General features: G+C 64.1%; 21 protein-coding genes. 5 read left to right on the top strand and 16 right to left on the bottom strand.

Annotated elements, in window-relative coordinates:
* The first annotated feature begins 85 nt into the window (after positions 1 to 85).
* Together P6U28_RS16415 and chrA are read left to right on the top strand one after the other, a co-directional pair.
* Positions 86 to 904 carry a chromate resistance protein ChrB domain-containing protein gene (locus P6U28_RS16415; RefSeq protein WP_145987015.1) on the top strand — a complete coding sequence of 273 codons (819 nt, stop codon included), beginning with the start codon at positions 86 to 88 and terminating at the stop codon, positions 902 to 904.
* Complete coding sequence (gene chrA / locus P6U28_RS16420) at positions 904 to 2,289, top strand: chromate efflux transporter (protein WP_122402921.1); 1,386 nt, start codon at positions 904 to 906, stop codon at positions 2,287 to 2,289. The genes P6U28_RS16415 and chrA overlap by 1 nt, the downstream gene beginning before the upstream one ends.
* Positions 2,290 to 2,387: 98 nt before the next feature.
* Here the strand turns inward: chrA and P6U28_RS16425 are convergent, their stop codons facing one another.
* The 3 genes from P6U28_RS16425 to P6U28_RS16435 all read right to left on the bottom strand — a co-directional run bounded on the left by P6U28_RS16425 (position 2,388) and on the right by P6U28_RS16435 (position 4,979).
* On the bottom strand, positions 2,388 to 2,810 hold the full coding sequence (locus P6U28_RS16425; RefSeq protein ID WP_122402920.1) for a GNAT family N-acetyltransferase: 423 nt from the start codon (positions 2,808 to 2,810) through the stop codon (positions 2,388 to 2,390).
* Between the two features lie 901 nt (positions 2,811 to 3,711).
* Entirely contained in the window at positions 3,712 to 4,710 is a 999-nt protein-coding gene (locus tag P6U28_RS16430) for an IS110 family transposase (protein WP_122402735.1), read from the bottom strand.
* A complete protein-coding gene (locus tag P6U28_RS16435) occupies positions 4,707 to 4,979 on the bottom strand; it encodes a hypothetical protein (protein ID WP_407122778.1) in 273 nt (90 codons plus the stop codon). The genes P6U28_RS16430 and P6U28_RS16435 overlap by 4 nt, the downstream gene beginning before the upstream one ends.
* Positions 4,980 to 4,997: 18 nt before the next feature.
* On the opposite strand from P6U28_RS16435, the gene P6U28_RS16440 reads away from it, so the two are divergent.
* Entirely contained in the window at positions 4,998 to 6,098 is a 1,101-nt protein-coding gene (locus tag P6U28_RS16440) for an IS4 family transposase (RefSeq protein ID WP_122404748.1), read from the top strand.
* Positions 6,099 to 6,616: 518 nt separating this feature from the next.
* On the opposite strand, the gene P6U28_RS16445 is transcribed toward P6U28_RS16440, so the two are convergent.
* The 13 genes from P6U28_RS16445 to rpoZ all read right to left on the bottom strand — a co-directional run bounded on the left by P6U28_RS16445 (position 6,617) and on the right by rpoZ (position 21,048).
* On the bottom strand, positions 6,617 to 8,161 hold the full coding sequence (locus P6U28_RS16445) for a GMC family oxidoreductase (protein ID WP_407122780.1): 1,545 nt from the start codon (positions 8,159 to 8,161) through the stop codon (positions 6,617 to 6,619).
* Positions 8,162 to 8,165: 4 nt separating this feature from the next.
* Complete coding sequence (locus tag P6U28_RS16450; protein WP_122402918.1) at positions 8,166 to 9,716, bottom strand: ABC transporter substrate-binding protein; 1,551 nt, start codon at positions 9,714 to 9,716, stop codon at positions 8,166 to 8,168.
* 337 nt (positions 9,717 to 10,053) lie between these two features.
* On the bottom strand, positions 10,054 to 12,312 hold the full coding sequence (parC, locus tag P6U28_RS16455) for a DNA topoisomerase IV subunit A (RefSeq protein WP_122402917.1): 2,259 nt from the start codon (positions 12,310 to 12,312) through the stop codon (positions 10,054 to 10,056).
* A 61-nt stretch (positions 12,313 to 12,373) separates the two neighbouring features.
* Entirely contained in the window at positions 12,374 to 12,661 is a 288-nt protein-coding gene (locus P6U28_RS16460; protein WP_122402916.1) for a hypothetical protein, read from the bottom strand.
* A gap of 100 nt (positions 12,662 to 12,761) precedes the next feature.
* A complete protein-coding gene (gene recO, locus P6U28_RS16465; protein WP_122402915.1) occupies positions 12,762 to 13,514 on the bottom strand; it encodes a DNA repair protein RecO in 753 nt (250 codons plus the stop codon).
* Between the two features lie 170 nt (positions 13,515 to 13,684).
* On the bottom strand, positions 13,685 to 14,065 hold the full coding sequence (locus P6U28_RS16470; protein ID WP_122402914.1) for a hypothetical protein: 381 nt from the start codon (positions 14,063 to 14,065) through the stop codon (positions 13,685 to 13,687).
* A 21-nt stretch (positions 14,066 to 14,086) separates the two neighbouring features.
* On the bottom strand, positions 14,087 to 15,013 hold the full coding sequence (gene era / locus P6U28_RS16475; protein ID WP_122402913.1) for a GTPase Era: 927 nt from the start codon (positions 15,011 to 15,013) through the stop codon (positions 14,087 to 14,089).
* A complete protein-coding gene (gene rnc / locus P6U28_RS16480; RefSeq protein ID WP_122402912.1) occupies positions 15,003 to 15,839 on the bottom strand; it encodes a ribonuclease III in 837 nt (278 codons plus the stop codon). The genes era and rnc overlap by 11 nt, the downstream gene beginning before the upstream one ends.
* A complete protein-coding gene (gene lepB / locus P6U28_RS16485; protein WP_122402911.1) occupies positions 15,836 to 16,600 on the bottom strand; it encodes a signal peptidase I in 765 nt (254 codons plus the stop codon). The genes rnc and lepB overlap by 4 nt, the downstream gene beginning before the upstream one ends.
* A gap of 249 nt (positions 16,601 to 16,849) precedes the next feature.
* On the bottom strand, positions 16,850 to 17,269 hold the full coding sequence (gene acpS / locus P6U28_RS16490) for a holo-ACP synthase (RefSeq protein ID WP_122402910.1): 420 nt from the start codon (positions 17,267 to 17,269) through the stop codon (positions 16,850 to 16,852).
* Positions 17,266 to 18,018 carry a pyridoxine 5'-phosphate synthase gene (locus P6U28_RS16495; RefSeq protein WP_122402909.1) on the bottom strand — a complete coding sequence of 251 codons (753 nt, stop codon included), beginning with the start codon at positions 18,016 to 18,018 and terminating at the stop codon, positions 17,266 to 17,268. Before P6U28_RS16495 ends, acpS begins: the two co-directional genes overlap by 4 nt.
* Positions 18,019 to 18,165: 147 nt before the next feature.
* On the bottom strand, positions 18,166 to 20,448 hold the full coding sequence (locus P6U28_RS16500; RefSeq protein ID WP_122402908.1) for a bifunctional (p)ppGpp synthetase/guanosine-3',5'-bis(diphosphate) 3'-pyrophosphohydrolase: 2,283 nt from the start codon (positions 20,446 to 20,448) through the stop codon (positions 18,166 to 18,168).
* Between the two features lie 207 nt (positions 20,449 to 20,655).
* On the bottom strand, positions 20,656 to 21,048 hold the full coding sequence (gene rpoZ, locus P6U28_RS16505) for a DNA-directed RNA polymerase subunit omega (protein ID WP_007603391.1): 393 nt from the start codon (positions 21,046 to 21,048) through the stop codon (positions 20,656 to 20,658).
* 331 nt (positions 21,049 to 21,379) lie between these two features.
* On the opposite strand from rpoZ, the gene P6U28_RS16510 reads away from it, so the two are divergent.
* Together P6U28_RS16510 and P6U28_RS16515 are read left to right on the top strand one after the other, a co-directional pair.
* Positions 21,380 to 22,024, top strand: a complete 645-nt coding sequence (locus P6U28_RS16510; protein ID WP_027573659.1) for an NYN domain-containing protein — start codon at positions 21,380 to 21,382, stop codon at positions 22,022 to 22,024.
* A complete protein-coding gene (locus tag P6U28_RS16515) occupies positions 22,005 to 22,676 on the top strand; it encodes a uracil-DNA glycosylase (RefSeq protein ID WP_407122781.1) in 672 nt (223 codons plus the stop codon). Before P6U28_RS16510 ends, P6U28_RS16515 begins: the two co-directional genes overlap by 20 nt.
* Positions 22,677 to 22,700 lie beyond the last annotated feature (24 nt).

Below are 22,700 nucleotides of genomic sequence, written 5' to 3' on the forward strand. Positions count from 1 at the left end.
TCTGTCTCATGGGGATTTGAGCGATCTCCCCACGAGGCGACAGGCCCAAGCATCGCGTCCCGTTCGTTTCTTGCGAGGACGCATCATGTCTACATTCACGACCATCTCATCTGACAAAATGGCACGGCTGATCGGCACGGCCAACGCGCCTGTCCTGATCGACGTGCGCACCGAGGAGGATTTCGCCGCCGACCGGCGGCTGATCCCCGGCTCCATCAGGCTCAGCCACGACAATGTGACGGACTGGGGCGGCACATTCGCCGGCCGCCGCGCCGTCGTCTCCTGCTTCCGCGGCGAAAAGCTCGCGCAGGGCACGGCGGCCTGGCTCCGTCAGCTCGGCGTGAGGGCCGAGACGCTGGAGGGCGGCTTCGAGGGCTGGAAGGCGGCCAAGCTGCCGCTGCTCGACACCCGCAAGCTGCCGCCGCGCGATGCCAGGGGGCGTACCGTCTGGGTCACGCGGGCGCGGCCGAAGGTCGATCGCATCGCCTGCCCCTGGCTGATCCGCCGCTTCGTCGATCCCAACGCGATGTTCCTGTATGTGGCGCCGTCCGAGGTGGTCGGGGTGGGGGAGCGGTTCAATGCGGCCCCCTTCGACATCGAGAATGTGTTCTGGAGTCACCGGGGCGAGCTCTGCACCTTCGACGTGATGATCGAGGAGTTCGGGATCGCCACGCCGCCGCTGCTCCGCCTCGCGACACTGGTGCGCGGTGCCGACACCGCGCGGCCCGAGCTCGCGCCGGAGGCGCCCGGCCTGCTCGCAGCCTCGCTCGGGCTGTCGCGCATGTTCGACGACGACCTCGAACAGCTCGAGGCCGGCATGTTGCTCTACGATGCCTTCTACCGCTGGTGCCGCGACGCGACCACCGAGACCCACAACTGGCCGACCAACAAGGTGAAGGCGTAATGGATACCCGCAACGTGCAAGCAGGAGCTGACGCCGGCCACGGCGTCAGCTTCAACGAGGCCTTTCGCGTCTGGCTCCGCGTCGCCTGCCTCAGTTTTGGCGGGCCCGCGGGCCAGATCGCTGTGATGCACCGTATCCTGGTCGAGGAGAAGAATTGGATCTCCGAGGGGCGTTTCCTGCATGCGCTGAATTACTGCATGCTGCTGCCGGGACCTGAGGCGCAGCAGCTCGCAACCTATGTCGGCTGGCTGATGCATCGCACGGCCGGCGGGCTGATGGCGGGCGGACTGTTCATCCTGCCCGGCATCATCGCCATCATGGGTCTGAGTTACATCTACGCCGCCTTCGGCAATGTCAGCTTCGTCGAGGCGCTGTTCTTCGGACTCAAGGCCGCGGTCCTGGCCATCGTCGTCGAAGCTGTCGTGCGCGTCGGCAAGCGTGCGCTGAAGAACCGCATCATGATCGCGCTCGCGGCTGCGGCCTTCATCGCGATCTTCTTCTTCGCGGTCCCCTTCCCGATCATCATCATCGCCGCCGGCCTCATCGGCTATGCCGGCGCGCGGAGCGGCCGTCCGGAGTTCGCGCCGGCCGGTCACGGCCATGGCGGCAGCGGCGCCGCGATCGACAGCATGCTCGGCGAGGCCGTGCCCGATCACGTCCGCCCCAACACCGCACGCACGATCCGCCTCAGTGCGCTGTGGCTCGCGCTCTGGCTGGTGCCCGTGATCGCGCTGCTGGTGGCCTTGGGCCAAGCCAATGTGTTCAGCCAGATCGCGCTGTTCTTCTCCAAAATGTCGCTCGTCACCTTCGGCGGCGCCTACGCGGTGCTGGCCTACGTCGCCCAGCAGGCGGTCGAGCACTATCACTGGCTCAAGCCGCAGGAGATGCTCGACGGCCTCGGCATGGCCGAGACCACGCCGGGGCCGCTGATCATGGTGCTGCAGTTCGTGGGCTTCATGGCGGCCTATCGCGATCCCGGCGGCCTCTCGCCGATGCTAGCGGCAACTTTCGGCGGCCTGCTCGCGACCTGGGTCACCTTCACGCCCTGCTTCCTCTGGATCTTCGTCGGCGCCCCCTACATCGAGCGCCTGCGCGGCAACACGGGATTGGCCGGTGCATTGAGTGCGATCACCGCCGCCGTCGTCGGCGTGATTCTGAACCTCTCGATCTGGTTTGCCCTGCACACGCTGTTCCGCGAGACCGTGCCGCTGCACGCGTTTCCGTTCGCGTTCGACCGTCCGGTGCTGACCAGCGTCGACATCCCCGCGCTGCTGCTGTCGATTGCGGCGGCAACCGCGATCTTCCGGTTCAAGCTGGGGATGCTCACCGTGCTGGCGGGAAGCTGCGCGGCGGGAGTGGCGCTGCGGATGGTGGGGGTGATCTAGCGGCGAAGGAGTCATAGGTTCGTCGCGTCCGGTTTGCTGTCGGAAGGCGACATCAAAGCCCACAGGGCTGCATGGCGGCTTGGAGCCGACAAGCGACCTCATACTTGTTTCAGCTCGATGACAAGTCTGGGAAGCATCCTACCGGGTATTGAGCCGGAAGGAGAAAAGCCACAATCTTTGGCACCCATTCGTCGATAGAAAGGTGCGGCCTCTGGGTCGGCTTCGATCACCAAACGACGAGCACCCATCGACTTTGCTTGACTGGAGGCCCAGCGGAGCAGCCTTGTTCCTACGCCGCCGCGAAGCATCATCGGCTCGACGAACAGCTTCAATAAATCGGCCTCGCTTCCATTTATCTTGACTTGGGCAACGCCGACAATTTTGCCGCTCTCTTCCGCCACCGCGATTGAGCTTGATTGCAGTTCACACGCTTTAATGGTGAGCTCGCTGCGACAGGCTCTCATGAAGTCGTCGCCATAGCCCCACACAGCTTTCGACCTCATGCACAAAGCCGAGAGCATTGGCAGCTCTTCGACTGTCGGCGATCGGAGAACAGACGACACGAGACTTGGCTCCGTGGACTGGCCTCGAATAACATATCAAGTCGCTCGTGTGTCATATAGGTCATCAGCGTTGCTTTAACTACGGACCGGTCACTTCCCATCTACCCCGTCCTCAAGGGCAATCGCATTTGACCGGTTTCCCCCTGCAGCCATCCTTCGAGACGCCTGCTTTGGGCGGGCTCCTCAGGATGAGGGCGGAGCGTGCGGCAGCAGTTTCAACGGGCACTCACGCCAATTAGCCTCATCCTGAGGAGGCGCGTAAACGCCGTTTCGAAGGACGAGGCGCGCGCTGAGGCCGCCCGCCCGTCGGGCAACGCAGCCGACCAATTCCGCCACATCGCTTGTCAAGCCTCACCTGGCAAAATATTCCACTTTACCGAAATTCGGATTTGTCGTACATGCAAAGACACCCTGGCCCGAGACAAGGGGCGGATCGCGATCGTCACGAACCGCGGGCCGGGCAGCGATGGACGCGACGGCGTCGGGCGTAGAAGACATTGCAGGGCGGGACACCGTGAGCAATTGCCTTTCCGCGCGAACGACACGGCGCCGACAGCGTCTTCGCATGGCTTCGGGGGCGAGCACACGCCACCCCTCGGATTCCCAGCGAGGACGTGCGCGGACGGAGAAGTCGTGTGGTCCTGACGCCCGGGGTCTGTGCGTCAAGTCCTGCGGTGATGCCTGCAGCCCAACCGGGTCCGCACATCAGTGATCCGCAAGGCGACGGGGGCAATAGTGCATCGCTCCCCGAGGAGCAACTGTGTTGAAGTAGCCCGGCGATCGGCCGGCCTCAAGGCTGGCGCTGGCGCGCCACCGCCTCCGGCGGCTTCCGGCCTTGACCCCGTCCGCTCGCCGGTCTTCAGGGCGTGCAAGCGCTCGGCGGAAGCCGAGCGGAGTTGCTCACTTCGTACCGGCCGGCGTCCCATTTCTCGCCGCGTGCGATCATGACGTTCAGGATCACGATCAGCTTGCGCATGCAGGCGGTGAGCGCAACCTTCGGCTCCTTGCCTTTGGCGATCAGGCGATCGTAAAAGGCCTTGAGCACGGGGTTATGCCGGGTCGCGGCTCCCATGGACGCCATGTAGAAGACGTTGCGGACCTTGCGGCGTCCGCCCTGGATATGACGGACGCCCCGACGTTTGCCGCTGTCGTCGTCATAAGGCGCAGCACCCAGCAGGGCCGCGGCCACTTTGTTGCCTATCTGGCCGAGTTCCGGCATCGCCCCGATCAGTCCGGCGGATGTGCCCCCGGCAAGACCTGGTACGCTCTCGATGATCTCGGCGAGTTCGGCAAAACGCGGTGTGGTCTTGATCAGGGCTGCGATCGCTGCTTCCAGCTTGGCAATTTCGGCGGCGAGCCGCTTCAGCAGGCGATTTTGCATCTTCTGCACGACGTCAGGAGTGGAATGCTCCGTCCTGTTTCGCAAGCTCGTCTGCACGTCAATCAGAGCCTGGCGCGCACTCACGATCTGCGCCAGCTTCTCGCGTGCCGCATCGTAGGCTTGCCCCCTTGCCTCAATGAAGGTCTCGGCGAACCAGGCAATCATCTCCGCATCGATCGGATCGTTCTTGGCGAGCTGTCCAGCCGATTTGGCGAAGTTGCGCACCCGCTTTGGATCCACCACCAAGCCTTCGATACCATCCTGGCGTAGCACCTTGGCCCACTCCCGCTCATAACCACCGGAAGCCTCCATGGCGGCTTTGCCGACCTTGTGCTTGCGAAGCCAGCGGATCAGCGCTCGCCGACCTTCTGGGCTGCTCGCGAACGTCTGCCGTTGTGACAATGAGCGAATGCACACATCCACCTTGTCCTTGGCCACGTCGATGCCAGCGACAAGGACGTCGTTTTGTGCCATCATCTACTCCCTTCCTTGCTCGGTTCGGGCTCGAAGCCCATGCAACTGTTCGGGTTGAGGAAGACCACCGGATCTGTCCCTCGCTCCCCGACAGGCTCAAGGCCTTTGAGCACGAACGGGCTCAGATCCAGCGACGGGCGGTTTTGCGAGAACCGCCCGTTCGCACATTCTGGCAGATTTTCTGGACACAAGAGCACGAAGGACACCGTTAAAACCAATCGCGCAGGGAAGGCCGCATAGGCGTTAAGTTTGTTCTTGAGTGTTGGAATCACACGTGATTCCAAGGCGGGATGGCAGACGAATCGCTTCTGAACGAGGACTGGACGAGAGTGGTTACGCAGCTCGGCGGGGCTGCGCAGCTTGAAATAAGTGCGCGCCAGACGAAGGCTTTCGTGCGGCGGCGCCAAATTCCAGATGCGGTGGCGTTACTTCGGCTGATGCTGGCCTATTGTCTGGGTGAAAGAGGGTTGAGATCGACAGCCGCGTGGGCCGCTTCTGTTGGCCTTGCCGACCTCAGCAGCGTGGCGTTGTTCTATCGCCTGCGTCAATGTGGCGATTGGTTTGCAGTGCTGGTGGAGGGCTTGCTCGCTGCGGCAGCCCCGAAAGCGAGCCGAGGCCGCCTGATCCGCATTATCGATGCGACGACAGTGCCTCAGGCAGGACCGGCTGCGCGCAGGAACAGTGAGCTTTGGCGCGTTCATAGTGCATTCGATCTGCCATATGAGCGCTTTGGTCACTTCGAGCTGACAGATCAGCAAGAAGGCGAAACGTTTGACCGGATACCGGTGGTCAAGAACGAGATCCGCATTGCTGACCGCGCTTATCTACAACCTGACCGCATCGCCGCTGTGCGCGACGCCGGGGCAGACGTTTTGATCCGAGCGGGCTGGAAGAACGCACGTTGGCTTGATGCCAAAGGCCTTGCGTTCGATCTGATGGCCCAATTGCGTGCGGCGAAGGCGCACGGACTGATCGATCGGAGGATTTGGATCAAACGCAAGGACGGTGCGCCTCTGGCTATGCGTCTGGTCGCAGTCAAGAAGCCCGCCGGTGCAGTCGCGGCTTCGCGCCGTAAAGCCCGGCGCGACGCACAAGACGAAAACCGCGTCATCTCCAAAGAAACTCTGGAAGCCGCGGATTGGGTCATTCTGGTCACGTCGCTCGCGCGGGACGAGTTCTCCACCAAGGATGTACTCGCGCTCTATCGACTGCGATGGCGCATCGAACTTGGCTTCAAGCGACTGAAGAGTCTGATTGGTCTCAAGACGCCACCTGGAACCGATCCGCGCTCCGCCAAGCCCTACTTGCTGGCACACCTCTTGATCATCCTGCTGCTCGAGCCGCTTGCCCGCGACTTCGAGGACTCTCCCCGCTGGACGCAGGCCGCCTGACGGCACCTGGCGCTTGGCGTGTTTTGCAACAACTCGTTGCATCCTTGCTACAAGCGATCATTCCACAACCAACCATCCGTTGCTTTCGCCGCAGAAAGCGAGCGCTTGGGCGGCACCTGCGCGAGCCTCCTCGAAAACGTCCGTATCAATCGATGCTCGCGCTACCTTAACGCCTATGGGGAAGGCCGGGCGATCCGGCAACACCTGTGGTCCACCCCGTGTGCATTTTTCGTAGCGCACGGACTTGCGGGTGCCAGCCGGCGCCCGGCCTTCCCTGCGCCCTTGTCTTTGCGAGGGCGGCACACGGAGCAAAACTCGGGCGAGCTGCGCCGCGAGAAGGCGAACGTTTGTCTGCTGTTTGAAGAGTGTAGCGAGCGATGGCCTCGCCCCTTGCTCCGTCATTGCGAGGAGCCCTTGCGACGAAGCAATCCAGAATCCCTCCGCGAAAAGATTCTGGATTGCTTCGCTGCGCTCGCAATGACGGTGTTGTGCTATAGCTTGCGCCTCACGCGATTCTGCTATCGCATCATCATTCGCGCGATCGCTTCCCCGATCACCACCGTCGTGAAATGGGTGTTGGCCCGGCAGTCGGACGGCATGATCGAGGCGTCGGCGACGCGCAGGCCGCTGATCCCTTTCACGGTGCCATCGGGATTGACCACGCCGTCGGCATCGCCAACGCCGCTCATGCGGCAGCTGCCGGCGGCGTGCTGGATGTCGCCGGTCTCTCGCCGCAGCACCGCGTCGAGTTCGTGGTCTGGCAGGCTGGCGGCCTTCGGCAGCGTCAGGTCCGTGTCGGCGAGCCGGATCCAATCGGCGATGTTGACGAGCGCCGGCTGCGAGGTGATCACGGCGAGGCGCTTCACCGCATCCATCATCCGCAACATGTCGCGGGGATCAGCCAACATGTTCTCCTCGACGACAGGATCGATCGCAGGATCAGTCGAGACGAGCTTCAGCGTCCCACGCGAATACGCGTTGAACAGCCCTGCGCCGATCGCCCCGGGGTTACCGATGCCACGGTGATTGAACGCGATCAGGATCATGTCGCGCTTGCCGCCATCGGCGAGGCCCGAGGAATAGGTCACGCAGCAATTGGTGTGGCGCGTATCGGGATCGGTGGGACGAAGCTCCTCCCGCAGCTGGATCGTGGCGCGAAACAGCGGGTGATCGAAGAAGTGGCGGCCGACCGGCAGGTCGCGCGCGACCGCAATCCCCATCGCCTTCAACTCTTGCGCTGGTCCGATGCCCGAGCGCAGCAGGATCGCAGGACTGTGAATGGCGCCGGCGCACAGCACGATCTGGCGCGCGCTGATGTCGTGGGTGCCCTGCCCCTCGATATGAACGCGGAGTCCGGTTGCCCTTCCGTCGCTGATCAGCACGCGATCGACCAGCGCGTGCCCGCGGATCTCCAGATTGGCGCGACCGCGCGCGGGCTCGAGATAGCCCTCATTGGTGGTGATGCGGCGACTGTCGCGGCTGTTGATGGGATAGCAGGCGACGCCCTCGCCATCAGGACCGTTGAGGTCCGCGCACCAGGGATAGCCGCTCGCCAGCGCCGCGTCGCGCAGGCCGCGATCGATCGGGCCCCATGTCTCCGGCGGCGCGCGGTAGACCGGCAACGGCCCGCCGCGTCCGTGGCCGTCGGCATCGCCGAACTCCAGATCGTCCTCGATCACCGAGAAGAGCGGCATCACCTCCCTGGCCGACCAGCCGGTGCAGCCATTGGCCGCCCATTCGTCGAAGGCATCCGCAACGCCGCGGATTGCAATCTGGCCGTTCATCATCGACGAGCCGCCCAACCCCTTGCCCCGCCAATAGAAGCGCGGCTCCTGCCCAGCCACACGGCGCGTCAGCAGATCGGGCCATTGCCATTTCTCCTGGTATTCGCGCCTGTGGATGATCGGGATCGGGTTCGGCGTCCTCACCTCCCAGGGCGCATCATCAGCGCGCCAGTCGCGCCCCGCTTCGAGCAGCAGGACGCGCCGTGCCGGATCCTCGGAGAGCCGTGCCGCAACAGCAGCACCGGCGGAGCCGCCGCCGACAACAATGACATCGTACATCGCGTTATTTCTCAATGTTCCAGAACACCGGGATGGCGGACGGTATCAGACCGCGCAAAGTCGCGCGATAGGCGGCCGGCTGAGCGAACTGGCCCCACGGAATTGCGGGCGCCTGATCGTACATGACGGCCTGGATCTCGCCCGCGATCTTCTTGCGGTCCGCCTCGGCCGGCGCCTTGGCGAAGGCTTCCATCAGAGGGGTGATGCGCGCATCGCACTGCCAGCCGGTGAAATCGGCGCAGTTGAAGGCGACCATGACGTTGGTCAGCGGCGAGCCCAGATCAAAGCCGCCGGCGTGAACGCCATAGACGCTCCAGCCCTCCTTCTTGGCACGGCGCGCCAGCACGCTCGCCCAGTCCATCACCTGCAGATCGACGTTGAACCCGGCAGCCTTCAACCTCTCGGCCAGCACCTGCGCCGAGACGCGCGGGGCTTCGAGATCGTTGGCCTCCATGACGATCACAGGCTCGCCGGCGTATTTGGTCGCCTTCAGCGCAGCCTTCGCCGCTTCGATCGAGGGCTTTGCCGCCGCTTCCGTGCCGGCCTTGTTTTCATAGGTGGTACCGCAGGTGAAGAACGTCGCGCACGGCGTGGCGTATTTGGCGTCCAAGCCGAGTGCATCCAGCACTTCGCGCTGGTCCACCAGCTTCCACAGCACGCGGCGGATCTCGGGATCGTCGAACGGTTTCGATGCGGCATTGAGGCGATAGGCGCCCGCGAACATGTTGCCGCCGGTGAAATTGACCACTTTGACCCGCGAGTTCTTCTCCAGCTGCGGCAACAGATCGAACGGCGCGTATTGCATGAAATCGACTTCGCCGGCCTGCAGCGCGGAGGCCGCCGTCGCGCCATCGGGAATGACGCGGATCTCCAGCGTATCGATGTTGACGCGCTTGCCGCCGGCGAGGAAGTCAGCGGGTTCGGGACGCGGCACATAGTCGGCGAATTTCTTCAGGATCATGCGGTCGCCGGTGCGGTGCTCGGCCTTGCTGTAGACGAACGGACCGGAGCCGATGATCTCGGTGATCCGCTGGTCGCCAGGCGTTTTCGCGATGCGCTCGGGCATCATGAAGGCGACCGGGCTGACCGGATTGCCGAGCGCGTCGATGACGAGCCCGGACGGCTCCTTCAGCGTCAGCACGAAGGTTTTCGCATCGGTCGGCTCGAGCGAGGCCGTGATCGCGAAAATGCGACGGCCGAGTGCGCTGCGGGTGCCCCAGCGACGTAGCGAGGCCACGCAATCGACAGATGTGACCGGCTGGCCGTCATGCCATTTCAAACCGTCGCGCAGCGTGAACGTGTAGGTCAAGCCATCGGGCGAGACTTTCCAGTCCTGCACCATCTGCGGTTTGATGTCGCCCTTGGAATCCTTCGCAAACAGCGTGTCGAACACCATGTAGCCGAACGTGCGCGAAATATAGGCCGTGGAGAAATGCGGATCGAGTGTGACGATTTCCGCCTCGAGCACCGCGACCAGATTGCCCACCGCATGCGCGGGCGCAGCCGCCAGCGCGAGACCGAACAGCGCCGCAATGAAAGCCTTCAGTTTGAACATTGGGATGTGTTTGCCTTTTCACCAGCCGTTTGCAGTCGCCAGGAAAAAGCAATGTTCGTGCCCGCACGTATGCACTCGGGACTATCTGCTACGCGTTTGCGGGGTACTCAATGTCAGTTGGAGAGCAGCGCCATCGCCTCTCGTCATTGCGAGCGCAGCGAAGCAATCCATACGCTCGCGATGACGATGTGGAGACAGGTGCGCGCCACACTCTCGCTGTCGTCGCCCGGCTCGACCGGGCGACCGAGTATTCCAGCGACAGCGACGCATACGGAGAAGCCGCGGCGTACTGGATGCCCGGTCGAGCCGGGGCATGACACCGTTGGTGAGAGCCGCCCTACCCGATTACCCGGCCGAACTTGTTCGACTTCGGGAAACCCTTCGGCGGCAGGCGGCCGGCATCACCGCGATTGCCCTGCCACTCGGCAAGCTCCTTCATGCTCGCGGAGAATTCGCGGCCCGCGGAGTCCTTCCAGGTTAGGCCTGCCTTGGCGTCGAAGACAGCGACGTCGGAGAGGCCGCCGTCCTTGTACTTCTGCAACCGCGTCCCGCGGCCGCGCGCCATCTCGGACACCTGCTCAAGCGGGAAGACCAGCATCTTGCGGTTCTCGCCGATGACGGCGACGGTGTCGCCGACCACTTCGGTGATCGCGCGCGCCTCGTTCGGCATGTCGACGTTGAGGACCTGCTTGCCCTTCTTGGTGGTGCCGACGCAATCGTCCTCGTTGACGACGAAGCCCTGGCCCTCGTGGCTCGCGACCAGGAACTTGCGCCCGCCCTTGTGAACGAACAGCGCGACGGGTGCCGCCTCCTGCTCGAGGTCGATGAACAGGCGGATCGGCTCGCCGTGACCGCGCCCGCCCGGCAGCTTGGCGACATCGAGCGAGTAGAACTTGCCGTTGGTGGCGAACAGCAAGAGCTTCGAGGTCGTCTCGGCGAAGAAGGCGAAGCCGAGCTTGTCGTCCTGCTTGAAGGCGAGGCCCGAGAGATCCTCGACATGTCCCTTCATGGTACGGATCCAGCCCTTGTCGGAGACGACGACGGTGACCGGCTCACGCTCGACGAAGGCCTCCTCGATCGCGGCGAGGTCGTGCTCGGGCGCGTCGGCAAAGGTGGTGCGGCGCTTGCCGAGCGGCGTCTTCGGTCCGAACATGTCGCGGACCTTGCCGACCTGCTCGCCGACCTTCTTCCACTGCTCGGCTTCGGAGGCGAGCACCGCGTTGATGCCCTTGAGCTCGGCGCGGAGGTTCTTGTCCTCGGTGCGGATCTCCATCTCCTCGAGCTTGCGCAAGGAGCGCAGGCGCATGTTGAGGATGGCTTCCGCCTGAACCTCGGTGAGCTTGAACGCCTTCATCAGCTCGGGCTTCGGCTCATCCTCGGTGCGGATGATCTTGATCACCTTGTCGATGTTCAGATAGGCGATCAGGAAGCCACCGAGCACTTCCAATCGGTGCTCGATCTGCGCCTTGCGGTAGTTGCTGCGCCGGATCAGCACGTCGCGCAGATGGTCGAGCCATTCGCGCAACGCTTCGGCAAGGCCGACCACCTTGGGGATGCGGCCCTTGACCAGCACGTTGAGGTTCAGCGGAATCTTGCTTTCGAGCTCGGTCAGGCGGAACAGCGATTCCATCATCAGCGCCGGGTCGACGTTCTTCGACTTCGGCTCGATGACGAGGCGAACGTCCTCGGCAGATTCGTCGCGGACCTCGCCTACCAACGGCAACTTCTTCTGGTCGAGCAGCTCGGCGATCTTCTCGACCATCCGCGACTTCTGCACCAGATACGGAATCTCGGTGACGACGACGACCCAGGTACCGCGTGCGCCCTCTTCCTGCTGCCACCTGGCGCGAACACGGAACGAGCCGCGGCCGGTCGTGTAGGCTTCGGCGATGGCCTGCTTGGAATCGACGCAGATGCCGCCGGTCGGGAAATCCGGGCCCTTGACCCACTTCAACAACGCCTTGGATTTCGCGTCGGGCTTCTCGATCAGATGCAGCGCCGCATCGCAAAGCTCGGCGGCGTTGTGCGGCGGAATCGAGGTCGCCATGCCGACCGCGATGCCCTGCGCGCCGTTGGCGAGCAGGTTCGGAAAACCGCCGGGCAGCACGACGGGCTCTTTCGACTGGCCGTCGTAATTGGCGCGGAATTCAACGCCGTCCTCGTCGATGCCTTCGAGCAGAAGCCGCGCGACGTCGGTCATGCGCGCTTCGGTGTAGCGGTAGGCGGCCGGATTATCGCCGTCGATATTGCCGAAGTTTCCCTGGCCGTCGACCAGCGGATAGCGCGAGGAGAAATCCTGCGCGAGACGGACCATGGCGTCGTAGATCGCCTGGTCGCCGTGCGGATGGAACGAGCCCATCACATCGCCGACGATCTTTGCCGACTTCTTGAAGCCCGTACCGGGGTCGAGGCGGAGCAGCCGCATGCCGTAGAGGATGCGCCGGTGCACCGGCTTCAGGCCATCGCGCGCGTCCGGCAGCGCACGGTGCATGATGGTCGACAGCGCATAGGCGAGATAGCGCTCTTCGAGCGCATCACGCAGCGGCACCTCATGGATTTCGGCCGGTTCTTCCGGCGGAACGATTCGTTTTCCCATGCCGCCCGGTTAAACCGTGGGAGCGAATCGGGCAAGGATCGAGTGGTCCCCTGTGGGTGGCCTACTGGCCCGCCCAGCCGGCCGTGAACGTCTGGGTCTTGGCTTGACCCGGCGCTTGGGCAGGCGCCGGCGCATTGGTCAAGCAGCGGCGGGCCGCCTCGATCTCGGCCTCAGTCGCACCATGGGACCGTGCCCATGTCTCTGCGGCGGCAGCGGAATATTTCGCCACATAATATCGGACGAGCGTGCAGGACGCCCGGCGAAATACGCCAGGTTGCTGCTCGCCGGCAACTGCATCGGGCGCAAACGCAAGCAGCGCCGCGGACAAGGCGAAGCCCCTGATCAACATTTAGGCTGTCCCCCCTGTGTGGAACCCGAAAGCGAACTCGACTGGTCCGATTTGGTTCCGCAGGACCGCCCGCAAAGCAGCAATGCAGAATCGCGATGACTCATGGCGCGAAAATCGCCGCTCTCGCCTGCTGTCGCATCAAGGCATTGATGAAGCCGGCCCGCGCATCGGAATGGCCCTGCCCGCGCGGCTCCAGCACGTGGCGCAGCAGGAACAGGCCGGTCAGCCGGAAGCCGTCCTGGAGATCCTGCTCGGTGAGATCGCTCGCGGTCTCGCCATGCCGCAGGAACGGCGGCAGACGCAACAGCCGATCGCGCCACGGCTCGCCAGCGCCGCGCGACACCGCGCCGCCGGATTTCGGCGAGACATAGATCAGGTCCGTGGTCTCCCCGGTCACCGCGCAGTTGTCCAGCGCCAGTCCGAAACCCAGCTCGGCGAGCATCGCCAGCTCGAAATGGATCAAATGCACGGCGGCGCTGCCGATATCGTCGAAATCATCCAGCGAATGTTCGAGCAGCGCAAAGATGTCTTCGTGCGGATCGCGCTCCGGCAAGAGCCGCGCGATCGAGGCGAGATGGGTGACGCCATAGACGCCGTGGGACGAGGCCAGCAGCGTCGCCGCGCGCAGCTTCAATCCCTCGATCGTATAGGTCCCGAGATGCTCGTCGAGCCGTGCCCGCCACACTGCACTGACGCTGTTTCCGGGTTGCAGCAGCGGCCGCATCCGCGAGCTGGCCCCGCCGCGCACGAGGCCCAGATGCCGGCCGTGCGCGCGCGTCAACAACTCGACGATGGCGCTAGACTCGCCATGCCGCCGCACCCCCAGCACGATGCCTTCGTCGGTCCATTCCATGAGGGAATATTACAGGATTCCGGTGCCTCTCGCACGCACTCGTGCCCCGGACAAAACGCGGCGCGCAAGCAACGTGTTGCCGAGCCGGGGCCCATCTCTCCGCGCGCTCCCCGTGTCCCGGCTCTGCGGCGCAGCGCTGACGCGCTGCACCTTGTCCGGGACACGGGGCTTCACGCGTTGAACCAGCCCTGAGCGTCGCCGGTGAAGGAGAAGTACAGGCCCATGGTCGTCAGCGCGCAGGAGACGATCTCGATGGCGCTGTCGAGCTCCATGCCCTTCTCGCCGATGATCTGTCCGAGCGAGATCACCGACAGCACGAGCGCTGCCGCCAGCACCCAGCGCGGCCAGTTCTTGCGCCAGCGCGCCGCGAGCCAGACGAAATGGACCAGCAGCAGAATCATGCCGCCGGCGAGCAGCGTCGCCGTCATGATCATCTGCTCGGTCACCTCGGCATTCGGCGTACGGTCCTGCACGGCAACCGAAAGGGCATCCAGCATCAACGACGCATAGAGCAGCGCTTCGAAGCGCCTGACATTGCTGGGCACGCTCATCGGAAACCGATCTTGTCTTGGTTATTCCTTGGGGAAGTCCAGGCCCATCTCGCGGTAGCGATCTGGATCGTCGCCCCAGTTCTCGCGCACCTTGACGAACAGGAACAGATGCACCGGCACGTCCAGGATCTGCATCAGCTCTTTCCGCGAATCCGCGCCGATCGACTTGATGGTGGCGCCGCCCTTGCCGAGCACGATCTTGCGCTGGCTTTCGCGCTCGACGAAGATCGTCTGCTCGATGCGCACCGACTTGTCCTTGCGCTCCTCCCACTTGTCGGTCTCGACCGTGGACTGGTAAGGCAACTCCTGATGCAGCTTTTGATAGATCTTCTCGCGCGTGATCTCGGCCGCCAGCTGCCGCATCGGTGCGTCCGACATCTGGTCCTCGGGATAGAGGAACGGGCCCGGCGGCACCATGTCCGCGAGCGTCTTGCGGATGTCGTCGACGCCGTCGCCTGAGATCGCCGAGATCATGAACGTCCGCGCGAACTTCATGCGCTCGTTGGCGGCCTGGGCCAGCGCCAGCAGCTTCTCGCGCTGGACGAGATCGACCTTGTTGATGACCAGGATCTTCTCGTGATTGACGCTGGCTGCCTTGGCGAGGATCGCCTCGGCCTCCTCGTCGATCCCGGTTTTGGCGTCCAGCAGTACGCAGACGAGGTCGGCGTCATGCGCTCCGCTCCATGCGGTCGAGACCATCGCGCGGTCGAGCCGGCGCTTCGGTGAGAAGATGCCGGGCGTGTCGACCAGGATGATTTGCGCGTTGTTCTCGATGACGATGCCGCGGATCAACGCGCGCGTGGTCTGCACCTTGCGCGAGACGATCGTGACCTTGGCCCCGACCAGCGCGTTGACCAGCGTGGACTTGCCGACGTTCGGTGCGCCGATCAGTGCGACGAAGCCGCAGCGCGTCGGAGTGGGCGCCTCGCCGCTTGCTTCAGCCGTCATTGCCGCCGCCAACGCCTTCGCGTTCGATCATCACTGAAGCTGCCACCTTCTCGGCCGCGCGCTTGCTGCCGCCGATGCCCTCGGCCGGCGCCAGCCCCGGCAGATCGACCGCGACACGGAACTGCGGATCGTGATGCGGGCCGGTGCGCTCGACCTCGCGGTAAACAGGGGTCGGCAGCCCCTTGCCCTGCGCCCATTCCTGCAGCACGGTCTTGGGATCGCGCAAGGGACGGCGCGGCTTGTGCATCCGCTCGGTCCAGTTGCGCTTGACGAATTCGGCTGCTGCCGCATGGCCGCCGTCGAGGTAGATGGCACCGATCACGGCCTCGCAAATGTCGCCCAGCACCGACTTGCGCAGGCGCGCGTCGGCGCTGGGACCGACCGAGCCCAGCTTGATGTCGTCGAGCAGACCGAGCGACTTGGCGACGTCGGCGCAGCTTTCCTTGCGCACGAGCTCGGCAAGACGCTTGGACAGCTCACCTTCATCGGCGTTCGGGAAGGCATGATAGAGCATGTCGGAGACGACGAGCCCGAGCACGTGATCGCCGAGGAATTCCAGCCGCTGATAGCTGTCGCCGCGCTTGCGCCTGGACTTCAATGCCGAGACATGCGTGATCGCCTGCATCAAGAGGTTCGAGTCCGTGAAGCTGTGGCCGATGCGCGCCTCGAGCGCCGCATTCGCATCCATGCCCTTGGCCTTGCTGCTCCGCGCCCGCTTCTTCTTCGCAGTTGTCTTGTTTGCAGGCGTTTTGGCCGCAGCTTCCCCTTCGGGGCCCGCTTGCGCCTCGATCGGCTGGGTCGCGATGTCCTTGGCTTCGTCTTTCATCGGACGATTTTGAAGAAGCGATTCCAGCGCACCGCCCACGGCCAGCGCCAGAACGTCCAGGCATGCTCGCCTTCAGCGATGGAGAAGAAGATCATCTGGGCGCGGCCGATCAAATTCTCCTTTGGCACGTAGCCGACCTGGCCGAGGAAGCGGCTGTCGGTGGAGTTGTCGCGGTTGTCGCCCATCATGAAGAAGTGACCGGGCGGCACCGTGTAGACGTTGGTGTTGTCCATGTAGCCGTTGTCGGCGCAGTCCAGCGTCTCGTAGGACACGCCGTTCGGCAGCGTCTCCTTCCAGCGCTTCACCCGGGAGATGCCGCCGCCTTCCGAGCCGCAGGGGTCCTCGCCGACATATTCGCTCATGCGCTGCCGTTCGACGGGCGTGTCGTTGATGTAGAGCAGCCCGTCCCGCATCTGGATGCGGTCGCCGGGAAGACCGATCACGCGCTTGATGTAGTCGGTGGAATCGTCCTTCGGAAGGCGAAACACGACGATGTCGCCGCGGTTCGGATCCGAGCCCCAGATCCGCCCCGAGAACAGCGGCGGCGAGAGCGGAATCGAATAGTGGCTGTAGCCGTAGGAATATTTCGAGACGAACAGGTAGTCGCCGACCAGCAACGTCGCCTTCATCGAGCCGGAGGGAATATTGAAGGGCTGAAACAGGAAGGTGCGGATCACCAGCGCGATCAGGAGAGCGTGAATGACGACCCGGATCGTTTCACCGACGCCGCTCTCAGATTTCGTTCCTGAAGTCACGCTCATTGCTCTCTCAATTCCGGCCGCCGGTCACAGAGCGCCCTCCTGGCGCGAACAGCCCATTGCTTCGCGGCCCATGGAGATTGTCCTGATTCTGATAGTGAGGGCCAATTCCGGCGTAAAGCCGAATCCGCCCAAGCTGATTTGCGTTGGCGGACTTTTAGACTGTTGTCGGAGGCCACGCAATCAAGGATCGCATCAAAACTGAATAAGACATTGATTTTACGTACGAATTATAAAATTGAACGGAGGGCGTCAGAGCTTCGCCAGGGGGACGGCGGAAATGATGACAAAGGCCTGCGCCAGCGGCCAGTCGTCGGTGATCGAAACGTCGATCCGCGCCTCGAACCCCTCCGGCGTCAGAGCCTGGAGCCGGGCCAAGGCGCCGCCGGTCAGTTGCATGGTCGGCCGCCCGCCCGGCAGGTTGACCACCCCCATGTCGCGCCACCACACCCCGCGCCTGATGCCAGTGCCGAGCGCCTTGGAGCAGGCCTCCTTGGCGGCGAAGCGTTTGGCGTAGGTCGCCACCACCATCTTGTCATTCTTGGCGCGGCGTTCCGCCTTGGCCCGCTCGGCCGCAGTGAAGATCCGGTCGAGGAAGCGCTCGCCATGGCGCTCGATCACCTTGGCAACGCGGGTGATGTCGATCAGGTCGGAGCCGATGCCGATGATCATGCCCGGCTCCGGCCGCGGTCCATCGCCGCGCGCATCCTGCGCACGGTCTCGGCCAGGCCCACGAACAGCGCTTCGCCGATCATGTAGTAGCCGATATTGAGCTCCATGATCTCAGGAAGGGCCGCGATCGTCTCTGCCGTCGCATAGTCCAGCCCGTGCCCGGCGTGGACCTCGAGCCCCGCATCCTTGGCGAGCCTTGCCCCGGCCACGATCCGCTGCCATTCGGCCTCGGCCTTGTCGGTGTGGCCGTCGACGACGGCGTCGCACCAGGCGCCGGTGTGGATCTCGATCACGGGCGCGCGCAGCCGTGCCGCCATCTCGATCTGGGCGGGATCCGCGGCGATGAACAGCGAGACCCGGATGCCGGCATCGTTCAGCCGTGCGATATAGGGCCTGAGCGCGTTGTGCTGACCGACCGCATCCAACCCACCTTCGGTCGTCACCTCCTGGCGCCGCTCCGGCACGAGGCACACCGCGTGCGGCTTGGTGGCGAGCGAGATCCGCATCATGTCGTCAGTCGCGGCCATCTCGAAATTGAGGGGCTTGGAGATCTCCGCCTTCAGCCGCGCCATGTCCTCGTCGCGGATATGCCGGCGATCTTCGCGCAGATGAGCGGTAATGCCGTCGGCGCCGGCCTCGATCGCGAGCAGCGCCGCACGCACCGGATCGGGATTGCGGCCGCCGCGCGCGTTACGCAGGGTTGCGACATGGTCGACATTGATGCCGAGGCGGAGCGGAGGTGCGGGCATTTCAGAACTCACGAAGCGACATTTCCCTCTCGTCATGCGCGGGCTCGACCCGCCTGCGGGGCCGAAGCCCCTTCGGCGCGGCGAAGGCCCGCGTATCCCTCTTCTTGAAGAGATGGGTTGCCGGGTCAAGCCCGGCAACGACCAGCATCATCCATTAACACGTTCGACACGGGCGACGACCGCCTTCGCGCGCAGCTGGGCCAGGATCGCGCTCAGGTGCTTCAGGTCGTAGACTTCGAGATCGATCGTCGTCTCCGTGAAGTCAGGCGAGCGGCGCTGCATGCTGATGTTGTCGATGTTGCCGTCGTGCTCGGCGATCACGGTCGCGATCTGCGCCAATGCGCCGGGTTCGTTGACGTTCTCCACCTTGATGCGGGCCGGGAAGCGCTGCGGCGCGGAATCCTCGATGTCCCAGCGGACGTCGAGCCAGCGCTCCGGCTCCTCCTCGAAATCCTTCAGGGCCGGCGCCTGGATCGGATAGATCGTGATGCCCTCGCCCGGCGTGACGATGCCGACGATGCGATCCCCGGGCACGGCGCCGCCGTTCGGAGCGAACTTCACCGGAAGGTCGGAATTGATGCCGCGGATCGGGATCGCAACCGGGCTGCGCGGTTCCAAGGATTTCTCCTTGAGCTTGGCGGCCAGCCCCTTCTTGCCGCCGTAGCGCGCGATCCGCTCCTCCTTGTAGTCCGGGTACATCGCACGCGCGACGTGGGACGCCTTGATCTCGCCGCGGCCCACCGCCGCCATGACGTCCTCGATCGAGGTGCGCGCGAGCCGCGGCAGCGCGCCCTTGAGCTTGTCGTCGGCGTATTCGATCTTGGCGCGCTCGAACAGGCGCTCGACGATGCGCCGGCCGAGGCCGACATATTGATCGCGCACCGCGGTGCGCGTGGCGCGGCGGATCGCGGCACGCGCCTTGCCGGTGACGGCGAGCGTTTCCCAGGCCGACGGCGGCGCGGATTGCGCTTCCGAAGTCAGCACCTCGACCTCATCGCCGTTCTGGAGCTCCGAGGACAGTGGCGCGAACTTGCCGTTGATCTTGCAGCCGACCGCGCTGTTGCCGACGTCGGTGTGCACCGCATAGGCGAAGTCGATCACGTTGGCGTGGCGCGGCAGCGCGATCAGCTTGCCCTTGGGGGTGAAGCAGAACACCTGGTCGTGGAACAGCTCGAGCTTGGTGTGCTCGAGGAATTCCTCGGGATTGGCGCTCTCGGAGAGAATTCCGATGGTGTGGCGCAGCCAGGCGAACGCGTTGGACTCGCGCTTGAGGAATTCGGTCGGCGAGCCCACGCCTTCCTTGTAGAAGACGTGCGCGGCAATGCCGCGCTCGGCGATCTGGTCCATCGCCTCGGTGCGGATCTGGAGCTCGACGCGCTGGTTACCGGGGCCGATCACCGTGGTGTGGATCGAGCGGTAGTCGTTCTGCTTCGGCGTCGAGATGTAGTCCTTGAAGCGTCCCGGCACGACCGGCCAGGTGGTGTGGACGATCCCGAGCGCGCGATAACAGGCCTCGATGTCGCTGACGACGAGGCGAAAGCCGAAGATGTCGGACAATTGCTCGAAACCGACCGATTTGCGCTCCATCTTGGTCCAGATCGAGAAGGGCTTCTTGCGGCGGCCATAGACCCGCGCCCCGAGGCCCCTGTGGCGCAGATTGTTGGAGAGCTGGTCCTCGATCTCGCCGATCAGATTGCGGTTGCGCTCGGCGAGTGCGTCGAGCCGCTGCATCACGACCGAATAGGCTTCGGGATCGAGGGTGCGGAAGGACAGATCCTCCAGCTCCTCGCGCATTTCCTGCATGCCCATGCGCCCCGCCAGCGGCGCGTAGATGTCGAGCGTCTCCTCGGCGATGCGCCGGCGCGATTCCGTCGGCACGAAGTCCAGCGTGCGCATGTTGTGCAGGCGATCGGCGAGCTTGACCAGAAGCACGCGGACATCATCGGCGATCGCCAGCAGCAATTTGCGCAGGTTCTCGGCCTGCTTGGCCTCCCGCGAGACCAGCTCGAGCCGCTTCAGCTTGGTCAGGCCCTCGACCAGCGCGCCGATTTCGGGTCCGAAGATCTGGTCGATCTCGGCCCGCGTCGCCTCGGTGTCCTCGATCGTATCGTGGAGCAGCGCGGCCACGATGGTGGCGTCGTCGAGCTTCAGGTCGGTGAGAATCGCCGCCACTTCGAGCGGATGCGAGAAATAGGGGTCGCCCGAGGCACGGGTCTGCGAACCATGCGCCTTCATGGCGTAGACATAGGCGCGATTCAGCAGGTCTTCGTTGGTGTTGGGATTGTAGGATCTGACCCGTTCGACGAGGTCATACTGACGCATCATGCGCGCGCGGGGGCGGGCCGGGCGCGCGACCGGCGCAGTCGGGGCTACGGCAACCGATTCGGTTGCAGCCTGCATCTGCGTGGATCTGCGACGCCGATATACCATTCCGTCCTGCCTTCAAACGGGCCCTGACCCGGCCCGTTGTATACATCCTCGCCCCGATCGCGCTTGTGTCCGATCTATTCGTTGACCGGGCGCAGCGCCAACCGGCAACGCTATGGTAACCACGAAAAGGTCAACAAAAGCAAAGGCCCGAACGACGGTTCGGGCCTTTGATAAGATCACAAGAAGTCGATGATCGCGACTGAGGAATTACTCGTCTTCCTCGGGCTGCTCCTCGGGCGGAGCGAGGCCTTCCAGGCCCTTCAGAAGCTCCTCCTCGGTCATGCGCTCCACGGCGACCTCGGTGTCGTCCGCATCGACGCTGGCACCTGCGGAACCGATCAGCGGCACGGTATCCGGCTCGGGCTCATCCACCTCGACGAACTTCTGGAGCGAGTGCACCAGCTCCTCGCGGAGGTCCTCCGGCGAAATCGTCGTCTCGGCAATTTCGCGCAAGGACACAACAGGGTTCTTGTCGTTATCGCGGTCAACCGTTAGTTGTGACCCGGACGAGATCATGCGGGCACGGTGGGCAGCCAGCAGGACCAAGTCAAACCGGTTGTCGACCTTGTCGATACAATCTTCTACGGTGACGCGAGCCATGGACTGTCGCTCCGTTGTGGGTGGGACGAAAAGATGTGGATGATTGGGGCTAGTTATAGGGGCCGGGACGGTTTCGCAAGGCCAATTTGTAATTTGGCCTCGCCAAACGGCTCTGCTAACCCCACATTGGGGCTGGGACGGGTGGTTTTCCCCGGGCTGCCAACAGGGGCGGCCCCGAGTGTATGCGAGTCCGCCATAACTATACCTTGATTGCCCCGACTTCTCCGGATTTGCGGTTTCGACGGGTCTCAGCGCCACTTTAGAACCGCGCGGCTTGCTGTCCCCGCGCCAACAAAAAACGATCAATCTCGAACACTACGCGAGCAACTGAATGTCACCTTCTCCTACCAACAAGATCGCGCTCTTCATCGATGGGGCCAATCTGTACGCGACGGCGAAAACTCTGGGCTTCGACATCGACTACAAGCGCCTGCTGAAGGAGTTTCAGAGCCGCGGGACATTGTTGCGGGCGTTCTACTACACGGCCATCATCGAAGACCAGGAATACTCCTCGATCCGCCCGTTGATCGACTGGCTGGACTACAACGGCTACACCGTCGTCACCAAGGCGACCAAGGAATTCATCGACGCCTCCGGCCGCCGCAAGGTGAAGGGCAACATGGACATCGAGCTCGCGGTGGACGCCATGGAGCTCGCCGAGCACATCGACCAGATGGTGCTGTTCTCGGGCGACGGCGACTTCCGCTCCCTGGTCGAGGCGGTGCAGCGCCGCGGCGTACGGGTCACGGTGATCTCCACCATCGCCAGCCAGCCGCCGATGATCGCCGACGAGCTGCGCCGCCAGGCCGACGTCTTCACCGACCTCGTCGAGCTGCAATCCAAACTCGGCCGCGATCCGTCCGAACGCCCCGCCCCGCGTGACCGCGGCGAGCGTGGCGAACGCCACCACGCCCCGCAATTCCTCCAGCGCGCAACGACGATGGCGCCGAGGGGCGATGACGACTTCGAGGAGTGAGGCGGCCCGGTCAAACCGCCAGCCTCTCACCGTCCCCGACCGTGACTGTCCGCTCTGTCCGCGCCTGGTCGCCTTTCGCGAGGCGAACCGCGCGCGTGAGCCATCCTGGCACAATGCGCCGGTTGCGTCCTTCGGCGACATCAAGGCGCGCCTTTTGATCGTGGGCCTCGCGCCGGGAATGCAGGGCGCCAACCGCACGGGACGGCCGTTCACCGGCGATTATGCCGGCGACCTGCTCTACGCCACGCTGGTCGAATACGGCTTTGCCAGGGGCACCTATCAGGCGCGGCCCGACGATGGCCTGACGCTGGTGGACTGCCGGATCGCGAACGCGGTGCATTGCGTGCCGCCGCAGAACAAGCCGCTGCCGTCCGAGATCAACACCTGCCGCCAGTTTCTTGCGGCGAATCTGGCAACGATGCCGAACCTGCGCGCGATCGTCGCGCTCGGGCGGATTGCGCACGACAGCGTGCTCAAGCCGCTGAATCTGAAGGGTTCGCAAGCCCCCTTCGGCCATGGCGCGGTGCATCAGGCCGGCGCGTTCAAGCTGTACGACAGCTATCATTGCTCGCGCTACAACACCAACACTGGCGTGCTGACGCCGGACATGTTCCGGAGCGTGTTCGCGAGGATCAAGGCCGACCTCGACTAGGCCTCATGCTGGCCTGCCGGTCGT

Origin of the sequence: Bradyrhizobium sp. STM 3561, assembly GCF_045571455.1 — a bacterium.
GTDB lineage: Bacteria > Pseudomonadota > Alphaproteobacteria > Rhizobiales > Xanthobacteraceae > Bradyrhizobium > Bradyrhizobium vignae.

What these genes read in the sequence shown, in the direction of transcription:
- P6U28_RS16415 (WP_145987015.1), top strand. Translation starts at nt 86, where the DNA reads ATGTCTACATTCACGACCATCTCATCTGACAAAATGGCACGGCTGATC.
- chrA (WP_122402921.1), top strand. Translation starts at nt 904, where the DNA reads ATGGATACCCGCAACGTGCAAGCAGGAGCTGACGCCGGCCACGGCGTC.
- P6U28_RS16425 (WP_122402920.1), bottom strand. Translation starts at nt 2,810, where the DNA reads ATGCTCTCGGCTTTGTGCATGAGGTCGAAAGCTGTGTGGGGCTATGGC.
- P6U28_RS16430 (WP_122402735.1), bottom strand. Translation starts at nt 4,710, where the DNA reads ATGATGGCACAAAACGACGTCCTTGTCGCTGGCATCGACGTGGCCAAG.
- P6U28_RS16440 (WP_122404748.1), top strand. Translation starts at nt 4,998, where the DNA reads ATGGCAGACGAATCGCTTCTGAACGAGGACTGGACGAGAGTGGTTACG.
- P6U28_RS16445 (WP_407122780.1), bottom strand. Translation starts at nt 8,161, where the DNA reads ATGTACGATGTCATTGTTGTCGGCGGCGGCTCCGCCGGTGCTGCTGTT.
- P6U28_RS16450 (WP_122402918.1), bottom strand. Translation starts at nt 9,716, where the DNA reads ATGTTCAAACTGAAGGCTTTCATTGCGGCGCTGTTCGGTCTCGCGCTG.
- parC (WP_122402917.1), bottom strand. Translation starts at nt 12,312, where the DNA reads ATGGGAAAACGAATCGTTCCGCCGGAAGAACCGGCCGAAATCCATGAG.
- P6U28_RS16460 (WP_122402916.1), bottom strand. Translation starts at nt 12,661, where the DNA reads ATGTTGATCAGGGGCTTCGCCTTGTCCGCGGCGCTGCTTGCGTTTGCG.
- recO (WP_122402915.1), bottom strand. Translation starts at nt 13,514, where the DNA reads ATGGAATGGACCGACGAAGGCATCGTGCTGGGGGTGCGGCGGCATGGC.
- P6U28_RS16470 (WP_122402914.1), bottom strand. Translation starts at nt 14,065, where the DNA reads ATGAGCGTGCCCAGCAATGTCAGGCGCTTCGAAGCGCTGCTCTATGCG.
- era (WP_122402913.1), bottom strand. Translation starts at nt 15,013, where the DNA reads ATGACGGCTGAAGCAAGCGGCGAGGCGCCCACTCCGACGCGCTGCGGC.
- rnc (WP_122402912.1), bottom strand. Translation starts at nt 15,839, where the DNA reads ATGAAAGACGAAGCCAAGGACATCGCGACCCAGCCGATCGAGGCGCAA.
- lepB (WP_122402911.1), bottom strand. Translation starts at nt 16,600, where the DNA reads ATGAGCGTGACTTCAGGAACGAAATCTGAGAGCGGCGTCGGTGAAACG.
- acpS (WP_122402910.1), bottom strand. Translation starts at nt 17,269, where the DNA reads ATGATCATCGGCATCGGCTCCGACCTGATCGACATCACCCGCGTTGCC.
- P6U28_RS16495 (WP_122402909.1), bottom strand. Translation starts at nt 18,018, where the DNA reads ATGCCCGCACCTCCGCTCCGCCTCGGCATCAATGTCGACCATGTCGCA.
- P6U28_RS16500 (WP_122402908.1), bottom strand. Translation starts at nt 20,448, where the DNA reads ATGGTATATCGGCGTCGCAGATCCACGCAGATGCAGGCTGCAACCGAA.
- rpoZ (WP_007603391.1), bottom strand. Translation starts at nt 21,048, where the DNA reads ATGGCTCGCGTCACCGTAGAAGATTGTATCGACAAGGTCGACAACCGG.
- P6U28_RS16510 (WP_027573659.1), top strand. Translation starts at nt 21,380, where the DNA reads ATGTCACCTTCTCCTACCAACAAGATCGCGCTCTTCATCGATGGGGCC.
- P6U28_RS16515 (WP_407122781.1), top strand. Translation starts at nt 22,005, where the DNA reads ATGACGACTTCGAGGAGTGAGGCGGCCCGGTCAAACCGCCAGCCTCTC.